This is a genomic window from Streptomyces sp. sk2.1 (assembly GCF_008120935.1).
Lineage (GTDB): Bacteria > Actinomycetota > Actinomycetes > Streptomycetales > Streptomycetaceae > Streptomyces.
Window position 1 is genome coordinate 1 of the sequence record NZ_RDBO01000272.1, and the last position, 9,623, is coordinate 9,623.

Sequence of the window (9,623 nt, forward strand, 5' to 3'; positions counted from 1 at the left end):
GCGGGACGACGATCGTCTGCATGACCGCCACCACGACGCCGCAGAAGGCCAGCACGCCGACGAGGCCCCGCACCCCCGCTTCGCCGTCGGCGTGCTGGCCTTCTGCGGCGTCGTGGTGGCGGTCATGCAGACGATCGTCGTCCCGCTGCTCCCGCACATCCCGGCCCTCACGGGCGCGACCCCGGCCGCCGCGAGCTGGCTGGTCACCGTCACGCTCCTGACCGGCGCCGTCTTCACGCCCGTCCTGGGCCGGGTCGGCGACATGTACGGCAAGCGGCGGGTGCTCGTCGCCTCGCTCGTGGTGCTGGTGGTGGGTTCGGTGCTGTGCGCGATCAGCTCCCACATCGGGGTGCTGATCACCGGCCGCGCCCTCCAGGGCGCGGCGCTCGCCGTCGTACCCCTGGGCATCAGCATCCTGCGCGACGAACTCCCGCCCGCCCGGGTGCTGTCCGCCGTGGCGCTGATGAGCTCGACGCTCGGCATCGGCGCGGCGGTCGGCCTGCCGGTCGCGGCCCTCGTCGTCGAGCACTTCGACTGGCACACGATGTTCTGGGTGTCCGGGGCGATCGGCGTCCTCGACATCGTGCTGGTGCTGTGCTTCGTACCGGAATCCTCGCTCCGCACCCGCGGCCGTTTCGACGCGGTCGGCGCGCTGGGCCTCTCCGGGGTCCTGGTCTGTCTGCTGCTGGCGGTCACCCAGGGCGCCGACTGGGGCTGGACGTCGGCCCGGACGGTGGGCCTGCTGGTGCTCGCCGTCGTCGTGGCGCCGATCTGGGGCATGTACGAGCTGCGCGTCCCGACGCCCATGGTCGACCTGCGGGTGTCGGCCCGGCCGTCCGTCCTGCTCACCCACGCCGCGGCCCTCCTGATCGGCTTCGCCTTCTACGCGAACTCCCTGGTCACCGCGCAGATGGTGCAGGAGCCGAAGGAGACGGGCTACGGGCTCGGCGCCTCGCTCGTCGTCAGCGGGCTCTGTCTGCTGCCGGGCGGAGTGATGATGGTGGCGCTCTCACCGGTCTCGGCGAGGATCTCCGCGAAGTACGGCCCGAAGGTCAGCCTGCTGCTGGCGGCCGGGGTGATCGCGGCCGGTTACGTGGTGCGTTACTTCACCAGCCACAGCCTCTGGCTGATCATCACCGGTGCGACGGTCGTCGCCTCGGGCACGGCCATCGCGTACTCGGCGCTGCCCGCGCTGGTCATGCGCGGCGTACCGGTGAGCGAGACCGCCGCGGCCAACGGGCTCAACACGCTGATGAGGTCGATCGGCCAGGCACTCTGCAGCGCGACGGTGGCCGCCGTCCTCACCGGCCTCACGTTCCGGGTGGGCGGCAGGACGGCCCCGACCCTCCACGCGTACCAGCTGGTCTTCCTGGTCGCGGCGGGCTCGGCGCTCGCGGCACTGCTGGTCACCCTGTTCCTGCCGGGCCGCCGGGTCCCCGCGGCGGGTACGGTCGAAGGGAACCGCGATGTCCCGGGCGGACCGGGGAACCGGGCGCGGAAGGTACCGACCCAGGAGAGCGCATGACCAGCGGCCAGGCCACCGTACCGGCGCCGGCCCGGGCACCGGGCGGTACGTCCGCCGCCTCACAGGGTCGGGCGGCCACCACGACGTCCGCCGTCTCACCGGCCCGGGGGACCGCCTCGACCGCGGACCCGGGAACCGGCCGGGGCGCGATCCTGCGTGCCGCCCGCCGGGCGTTCACACAGCGCCCGTACGCCGAGGTCACCATCAGGGGGATAGCGGCCGACGCGGGGGTGAGCCCCTCCCTGGTCGTCAAGCACTTCGGCCGCAAGGACGAACTCTTCAACACCGTCGCCGACTTCGGCCCCGCCGCCGCGGAACTCTTCGACGCGCCGCTCGACACCCTGGGCCGCCACATGGTGGTGACACTGGTGAACAGCCGCCGGGAGACGCAGACCGACCCGTTGCTGCGCGTCGTCTTCTCGCTCGGCAACCGGGACGAACGCTCCCTGCTGCGCGACCGCTTCCACGAACAGGTCACCGAGGCCCTGACCGCCCGCCTCACCGGCCCCGAACGCGCCCTGCGCGCCGAGCTGATCGCCGGCCACCTCCTCGGCCTCGGCGCCACCCTCGGCCTCCACCGCGACGGCGCCGGCGCGGCCGCCACCCCCGAACACATCGCGGACCTGTACGCGCCCGCGCTCCAGTCCCTGATCACGGGGTGACGCGGAGCCCCCGAACGACCCCTTTGCCCTCGAACGGCCCGTCCGGACGGAACCTGTCCGGGCGGAATCGGTCCGGGCGGAACTGATCCGGGCGGAACCGGTCCGGGCGATGAGTTTTCCCGGCGGCCGGAGTCGTACCTCCGTCATCACAACGGCACTCCGACCACGGGCTGCCGACGGAGGAAGGACCACCGGCATGACCGCCATCCACACTCTTCGGGTACCCGGCGCACACCTGCACTACGAGGTGCGCGGCACGGGGCCGCTGCTGCTGCTCATGGGATCGCCGATGGAGGCCGCGGCCTTCGCCTCGCTGGCCGACGCGCTCGCGGCCGATCACACCGTCGTCACCCACGACCCGAGGGGCATCTCCGGCAGTGCCCTGGACGACCCCGAGGAGGACACCACGGTCGACCGGCGGGCGGACGACGTGGCGGCGATACTGGACGCGCTCGGGGCCGATTCGGCCGACGTGTTCGGCAGCAGCGGCGGCGCGGTGACCGGGCTGGCGCTCGTCACCCGCCATCCGGGCCGGGTCCGGACGCTCGTCGCGCACGAGCCGCCCGTCATGGAGATCCTCCCCGACGCGGCCGAGCACCGCGCCATGACCGAGGACATCATCGGGACCCACCGCCGGGAGGGCCAGGGCGCGGCATGGGTGAAGTTCATGACCGGCGCGGGCTTCGACGACGAGGGCTGCGAGGAGGCCCCCGTCGGCCCGCACGGCGAACCCTCGGCGCAGGACGTCGCCAACGGTGACCGCTTCTTCGGCCACGACCTGCGGGCCACCGCCGGCTACGTGCCCGACGTCCCCGCGCTGGCGGCCGCACCGACCCGGGTCGTCGTCGGGATCGGCGTCGCGTCGGAGGGCCTGATCACGTACCGGACGTCCGTCGCCCTGGCGGAACTGCTCGGCACGCGACCGGCCGGGTTCCCCGGCGACCACGCGGGTTTCCTGGAGGACCCGAACGGGTTCGCCGAGGCCCTGCGCAAGACACTGGCGGGCTGAGAACGAGTTTGAGGCGCTGGGCCCTGGAGTCTTGAGGCGCTGGGCGGCAGCCGGGGCGTGGGCTTCGGGGCTTCGGAACTGCGGGGCTTCGAGACCGCGGGGTGTCCAGGCGGCCGCTGCCGCTCGCCCCGGCACACGAACACACCGCCCCGGTACGGGCGGGGCACGGCTCGTACCGGGGCGGCGGTGGTCAGGCGGTACGGATCGCGGCGCGGCGGCCGGATCAGCTGAAGACGACCGAGCGCAGCTTCAGCCGGCTGGAGGCGTGGCCACCGTCGGGCCGCAGGGTGAAGTAGTCGCCCTGGCAGCCGGGGCCGGTGAAGACCGTCGCGCTGGAGTCGGTGAGGTTCTGCGGGGTGTGGGCCGGGTACGACGAGCCGGGGTCGGCGACCTCGGGCAGCGTGATGCACACCCGGCTCGGCGGGTCGATGAGGAAGCCCACCCGCGGCGAGCCGTCGAGACCGGTGTACGTGTACGAGAAGTCTCCGGTGGCCGCGTGGGCCGAGGCCGGCAGGGCGACGACGAGCGCGAGCGCGCCGAGGGCGGCTGCCACGGTGGAACGAAGGCGCATGGAAGGGCACTCCTTGGTGGGGGATCGGAACCGGCCCAAGTCTGTGCCGCTGAACTGCGGTCACCGTCGAAAGCCGGGCCCCGCCACCCGGATGGCAGCTGCCGAATCGGTTCTTCCGACGCCAACCGGGTCATGCCCGTAATCCGTGAGGAAGCCTCCCCGGAACGGCCGGCCGGCGCTTCCGGCCCGTTGTGTTCACGCTTTAGTGTGATCCGATGAAGACGCGCATGATCGTGCTCAACGGCGGTTCCAGCTCGGGGAAGACCGGGATCGCCCGGTGCCTGCAGGCGGTGCTGCCGGACCAATGGCTTCTGCTCGGGGTGGACACACTGATCGACGCGATGCCCTCGTCCATGCAGGCGGCGGACGAGGGAATCGACTTCGCCCCCGACGGAGGGGTGGTCGTCGGCTCCGGGTTCCGTGAGCTGGAGGCCGCGTGGATCGAGGGCGTCGCCGCGATGGCACGCGCGGGGGCCGGGATCGTCGTCGACGAGGTCTTCCTCGGCGGTGCCGAATCCCAGCGGCGCTGGCAGCAGGCGCTCGACGGGGTGGGGGTGTTGTGGGTCGGCGTCCGGTGCGAGGCCGCCGTCGCCGCGGGCCGTGAGACCGCGCGGGGCGACCGGACCCCCGGCATGGCGGCCCTGCAGGCGGACATGGTGCACCGGGGCGTGACCTACGACCTGGAGGTGGACACGACACGGCAGGAATCCATGGAGTGCGCGCGGAACATCGCCGCCCATGTGGTGTGAGGACGTGCGGCGCGACCGGCCTGCTCTCGCGGTGCGACCGGCCCGTCCGTACGGCCGACGGCCGGGGAACACCACCCCAATGATCATTTCCGGCCACAGCAACACCCACGGCACGGGCGGTCTCCGAAGAACGAGCAGCTCTCACGGAATGAGCAACCCCCACGGAACGAGCAGCACCCACGGCCGAACCCATCCCGACACGGACCGGTCCGGCCGTCCCGGCCGTACCGCTCCCTCCGGCCGTCCCGGCCGTACCGCTCCCTGGTCTCCCGACTACGCGCCGCCGAGTTCCAGTTCACCCACGACCTGATCCCCGCTCATCTCCCCGGTCGGCTCGAACCCGAGCCCGGGGCAGAAGCCCTCGGGCCCGTGCGCGCCGGGAACCCAGGTCACGGTCGCACGGGTCCGCCCCCGCCGCCGGATCTCCTCGCACACCGCCTCCACGGCGAAGCGGCCGTACCCCCGTCCCTGTTGACCGGCGGCGATGTTCAGCCGCCACAGCCCGGAACGGAGCCTGTCCCCGGGGTCGTCCGGGGCGAACCGGACGTCGAAGAAGGCCATCACGAAACCGACGAGCCGTTCACCGTCGAAGACCAGTCGCGGCCAGGCGATGTCGGGGGTCGCGTAGGCCTGGGCCGGCGACCGGGCGACCGGCTTCACCAGTTCCTCCTGGTCGGGCCGTACTTCCAGTGCACAGGCGGCCTCGACGTTGTCCGGGGTGATCTTCTCCAGGCGGAGCGATGAGGTCATGGCCGCAACCTGCAGACCGGTGTCCTGCCCCGTGCAACAGGTTTGCCGGGTGCCGGTGCCGCCGGATCAGCGGCACCGGCACCCGGCGAATTCCCCTGGTAGCACGCGTCAGTTGGCGGGCGCCTGGTAGAGGCCCCGGCCGGCGCGGTGGGCCCGGGAGGTGGCGACGAGCCGGTCGAGGGTGCTGCGTACGGTGTTGATGCCGTTGGGGGTGAGCTCGCGCCCCAGGGCCTCCGTGACGTCACGGGCGCGGACGGCGGCGTCGCCGGACGCGGCCAGCACCTTCATGACCAGCTCGGTGAGGCTGCCGCTGTCGTCACCGGCCGGTGCGGCAGCCGCCTTCTTCGCGGCCGCGGTCGTGGCCTTGGCCTTCGTGGACCGGGTGGCCCCGGCGGCCTTGGTGGCCTTCTTGGCCGGCGCGGCGGCGGACTTCGTGCTCCGGGCCGACCTGGTCGCCTTGGCGGGCGCGTCGGAGGCCGCGGCCTCGGCACCCTTGTCGGCCTCGGCGGACGCGGGCTTGTCGGCGGCGGCCTTCTTGGCGGCCTGGCCGCGCTCGGCCTTCGGCTTGGCGGCGGCCCGCTTGCGGCCCTTGGGCGCGGCAGGCGCCTTGCGCGCACGGCGACGCGCGGGGGCGGGCTCGGCCTCCGCCGACTCCTGCGCGGCTTCAGCCGGTTCCTGCGCGGCCTCCACCGGAGCCTGGGCGGCCTCCTCCTGAACGACGGAGTCCGCGGAGTCCTGCGCCTGCTGCGGAATCCTGGCGGCGGGAACGCTCGCCGGCTCGGCCTCGACGGCCTCGGCAGCTTCCACCGCGGCCTCGGGCTCCGCGTCGGCACCGCCGTCCGCGGCGGGGACCGGGTTCGGAGCGGACGACAGCGCACGCAGCGCCGTCAGCGCGGTCCGCACCGACTCCAACCGTCCGGTGACGGCGGAAAGTTCCTTCTCCAGGGTCTGCTGCTGTTGCTCAAGACGCGGAAGTTCCGCCTCCAGCAAGGCAGTTGTCGCGTCGATGGTGACCAGTGTGCTGGTCTCTGAGGTCATGTTGTCGCCCTTCTGTCCCGGCCGACCGTTGGTGATCGATGTACCGCAGGGTAAGGGGTGTTGTGTTGTGGCCGGAAATTGCCCCTTCGATGCGAACTGTTCGATCGACACCGTCAGCACTGACCGACAGTCTCCCGAAACCCCGGGCGCCGTGCCCCGAAGTCGGCGGATGACCCACTCGTTCGGCCGCATGCCCGTCACCGACGAGGTGGTCCCGACCCCGACTCCGGGCCCGTCCCTCGCCTCGACCGTCAGTCGTCGTCGCCCACATCACCACCGCGCGAGGCGGCCTCCGCCATGCGCGTTGTGGTGCTCGAACCGTCCAGGGCCTCCCGGATGATGTCCGCGTGCCCGCTGTGATGGGCGATCTCCCGGAAGACGTGCAACAGCACGTGCCGCACGGTCCATGCGATCGGCTCCGGCGGCGACCAGGGGTACTGCGGAAGCGTCACGAGGCGCCCCAGGTCGGGTTCCTGCCGTACGGTGCGATCGAACTCGGCCGCCGCCGCACGGAACGCGTCGACCAGCCCCGCCAGGGTCTCGCCCCCGGTCATCCGGTTCCCGTCGGGATCGAGGTCGGTCCACTCGACCTTCGCCGGCGCAGTGCCGTCGACCACCGCGAGCCAGGTCCGCTGCACCTCACCGAGATGCTTGACCAGCCCGCCCAGGGTCAGTTCGCTGACCGTCGTGGCGCGGCCGGCCTGCTCGTCGGTGACATCGGCGACGGTGTAGAGGAAATTGGTGCGCTGGTCGGCCACGATCGCGAGCAGGTCCTCCCGCTCCCCGGCCTGCGAGGCATCGGCGTTCGTCGTTCCCATGAGACGTTCCTCCCGATCGACTGCGGTCCGCCCACACCAGGGTTGACTACGGGCGTCCGCCCGGTTTCACAACAACCTGCCCCGCACCTCGCCCGTTCCCATGCCCATGCCCATGCCCATGCCCATGCCCATGCCCATGCCCATGCCCATGCCCACGTCCACGCCTGCCGTCCAGTCCCAGCCGCAGAGCCGTGGCAACCAGCGCGGCCACCGCGAACGCGATCCCCGCGAAGGGGAGTTGACGGGTTCCCCAGTCGGTCATGACCCAGCCGCCGACCGCGGTGCCCACGGTGATGCCCAGGTTCGAGAAAGAGATGAAGAGGCTGTTGCCGAACTCGGGCGCGTCGCCCGCGTCCCGCCCCAGCCAGCTCTGGCTCACGACGAGTCCGCCCGAGTGCACGGCGCCCCAGAGCAGCACCGCCGGAATCATCGGCGCGAGCAGTGGGCCGACGGCGTACAGCAGCACGTACACCAGCAGGCACAGCACCGGGTAGGCGACGACGGTACGGACGAGGCCGCGTCGCAGCAGGCCGCCGAAGGCGAAGTTCCCGAGGATCATCACGATGCCGAACGCCATCAGCATGGCGCTGACCCAGCTGCCGTCCATGTGCGTGACCTGGCCCAGGAACTCGGCGAAGTAGCCGTAGACCGAGAACATCGCGGCGAAGACGAGAACGACGGAAACGATGGTCAGCCATATGCGGGGCCGCTTCAGAATGCCCAACTGGTCACGGTGCGAGAGCCGTCGGCCGCGCTCGACGGGCATGGCCGGGACGAAGCGCAGGATGCCCAGGAAGGCGACCAGGTTGACGAGCGCGCCGAACCAGAACGCCGACGCCAGCGACAGGTGCTCGGCGAGGTACGAGGTCAGCGGCACGCCGAACGCGAAGCCGACGGTGACCCCGGCGAACACGGTCGTCGTGGCCCGCACCGCGTTCTCGGCGGGCACCGTCCGGGCCGCGGTCGCGAGCGCGACGGCGAAGAACACGGGGTGGAAGAGCGCGGGAACGACACGGAAGACGAGCATCACCTCGTACTGCGTGGTGAGCGCGTAGGCGGCGTTGGAAACGGCGAACACCGCGATCGCCGCGGCGAGCACCTTCTTGCGGTCGATGCCGGAGGCGAGCAGCGTGGTGAACGGCCCGGACACCGCGATGACCAGGGCGAAGACCCCGACCAGCCAGCCGACGGCGGACGGGCTGACGCCGAGTTCGGCCGAGACCCGGGGGAGCACGCCGACCATGCCCATCTCGGTGGTGATGATCCCGAACACGCCCAGGGCGAGCACGGGGACGGTGAGGGAGGTCCTTCGCATCGGAACGAACGAAACCTTTCTTCAAATCCAGAAAAGTAGATATGTAGGGACAGGGGTCGGGCCGGAACATGGGCGATCGCCCCCGGGTGGCTACAGCTCGTCGCGGACGTGCGCCGTGAACTCGGCGATCGCCGGCTCGTTGCGCCGGTAGTACGTCCACTTGCCGATGCGCTCCGAGGTGAGCAGCCCGGCGTCCTTCAGGGTCTGGAGGTAGCCGGAGACCACCGACTGGGCCAGTCCGGCGCGCTTCTGGATGTCGCCGACGCAGACACCGATGTGGAAACCGAGTCCCTGCTGCCGGTAGGACTCCTCGTCGAAGTACTTCTCCGGCTCTTTCAGCCACTGCATGAACTGCAGGCGGGCGGGGTTGGCGAGCGCCTTGTGCACGGCCAGGGGGTCCATGGTCGCCTCTCCTTCGCTCCTGGGGTTCGTATCCAGCTTTCGCGATATGTAGTGCCAAGTCAAATCGCGGGACCGGCCCCGTGGGTCGGTGGGTGACGGGCGATGGGTGGCGGATGACGGGCGGGGGCCTTGTTCCGGCGTCCCCGGGCTCCCCGACCTCAATCGTTATGTCGGGCCAGTGCGACAAATCGCAGATTGGGTGACATAGGTGTACCGACGCGCCTTGACGGACCCATGAGGCCGAAGGAGGCTGAGGCGCCCCCCACGGAAGCCCATCTCCCACTTGTTGGAATGTCTATGCGCCCTCTTGCTTCCGCAGGCACGCTCGCAGCGGCCGTCGCCGCGACGATGCTGCTGGCTCCTGCCGCCCATGCGGCCCCTCCCGGCGACAACGGCACCGTGAAGATCCACGATGCCAAGACCGGCGAGGAGCTCCGTAAGAACGAGCCCCACGTGTGCACCTTCTACCTCGACGCCTTCGGCTTCGACGGTGGTCAGAACGTCGACTGGCGCATCGAGGCGTGGGCCCCGACCGCCGGCGTCAAGGGCGAGGTCGTGAAGACCGGCTCGCTGAAGCTCGACGCCGAGGGGCACGGCCGTACGCCGGACCAGTCCCTGCCGGACGGCCACTACAAGCTGTTCTGGAACTTCGACGGCGAACACGGCCGCGCCAAGCACAAGGTCTTCTGGACCGACTGCGACGGGGAGAAGCCCGGCGGCGGCAAGCCGACGCCCTCCACCAGCGAGTCGACCCCCGGCACCCCGTCCTCCGTGCCCTCCACCC

Annotated in this window: 11 protein-coding genes; 5 read left to right on the plus strand and 6 right to left on the minus strand. The window is 71.4% G+C overall.

Annotated features, from left to right (window positions below; genetic code table 11):
• Positions 1 to 16 precede the first annotated feature (16 nt).
• The 3 genes from EAO76_RS43610 (at position 17) to EAO76_RS43620 (ending at position 3,196) form a co-directional block, all read left to right on the plus strand.
• The gene (locus tag EAO76_RS43610; protein WP_148841738.1) at positions 17 to 1,525 is read left to right on the plus strand and encodes an MFS transporter; all 1,509 of its coding nucleotides are present in this window, start codon (positions 17 to 19) and stop codon (positions 1,523 to 1,525) included.
• Positions 1,522 to 2,187, plus strand: coding sequence for a TetR/AcrR family transcriptional regulator (locus EAO76_RS43615; RefSeq protein WP_148841729.1), 666 nt, complete (start codon positions 1,522 to 1,524; stop codon positions 2,185 to 2,187). The genes EAO76_RS43610 and EAO76_RS43615 overlap by 4 nt, the downstream gene beginning before the upstream one ends.
• A 196-nt stretch (positions 2,188 to 2,383) precedes the next feature.
• Positions 2,384 to 3,196, plus strand: a complete 813-nt coding sequence (locus EAO76_RS43620; protein ID WP_148841730.1) for an alpha/beta fold hydrolase — start codon at positions 2,384 to 2,386, stop codon at positions 3,194 to 3,196.
• Between the two features lie 223 nt (positions 3,197 to 3,419).
• Here EAO76_RS43620 and EAO76_RS43625 read toward each other — a convergent pair whose 3' ends face one another.
• Positions 3,420 to 3,767 (minus strand): hypothetical protein, encoded by a 348-nt coding sequence (locus EAO76_RS43625; RefSeq protein ID WP_148841731.1) that lies wholly within the window; start codon positions 3,765 to 3,767, stop codon positions 3,420 to 3,422.
• Between the two features lie 215 nt (positions 3,768 to 3,982).
• Between EAO76_RS43625 and cpt the strand changes: the two genes are divergently transcribed.
• Positions 3,983 to 4,516, plus strand: coding sequence for a chloramphenicol phosphotransferase CPT (gene cpt / locus EAO76_RS43630; protein WP_262376277.1), 534 nt, complete (start codon positions 3,983 to 3,985; stop codon positions 4,514 to 4,516).
• A 273-nt stretch (positions 4,517 to 4,789) separates the two neighbouring features.
• Here cpt and EAO76_RS43635 read toward each other — a convergent pair whose 3' ends face one another.
• The 5 genes from EAO76_RS43635 to EAO76_RS43655 form a co-directional block, all read right to left on the minus strand.
• Positions 4,790 to 5,266 (minus strand): GNAT family N-acetyltransferase, encoded by a 477-nt coding sequence (locus EAO76_RS43635; RefSeq protein WP_148841732.1) that lies wholly within the window; start codon positions 5,264 to 5,266, stop codon positions 4,790 to 4,792.
• Positions 5,267 to 5,374: 108 nt separating this feature from the next.
• Entirely contained in the window at positions 5,375 to 6,304 is a 930-nt protein-coding gene (locus EAO76_RS43640) for a hypothetical protein (protein ID WP_148841733.1), read from the minus strand.
• A 251-nt stretch (positions 6,305 to 6,555) separates the two neighbouring features.
• The gene (locus tag EAO76_RS43645) at positions 6,556 to 7,122 is read right to left on the minus strand and encodes a DinB family protein (RefSeq protein WP_148841734.1); all 567 of its coding nucleotides are present in this window, start codon (positions 7,120 to 7,122) and stop codon (positions 6,556 to 6,558) included.
• Between the two features lie 46 nt (positions 7,123 to 7,168).
• Positions 7,169 to 8,437 carry an MFS transporter gene (locus EAO76_RS43650; protein WP_148841735.1) on the minus strand — a complete coding sequence of 423 codons (1,269 nt, stop codon included), beginning with the start codon at positions 8,435 to 8,437 and terminating at the stop codon, positions 7,169 to 7,171.
• A 90-nt stretch (positions 8,438 to 8,527) separates the two neighbouring features.
• Positions 8,528 to 8,839, minus strand: a complete 312-nt coding sequence (locus EAO76_RS43655) for a helix-turn-helix transcriptional regulator (RefSeq protein ID WP_148841736.1) — start codon at positions 8,837 to 8,839, stop codon at positions 8,528 to 8,530.
• A 297-nt stretch (positions 8,840 to 9,136) separates the two neighbouring features.
• Here EAO76_RS43655 and EAO76_RS43660 point away from each other — a divergent pair.
• The coding region (locus tag EAO76_RS43660) for a hypothetical protein (RefSeq protein WP_148841737.1) at positions 9,137 to 9,623 on the plus strand (487 nt) is incomplete at its 3' end.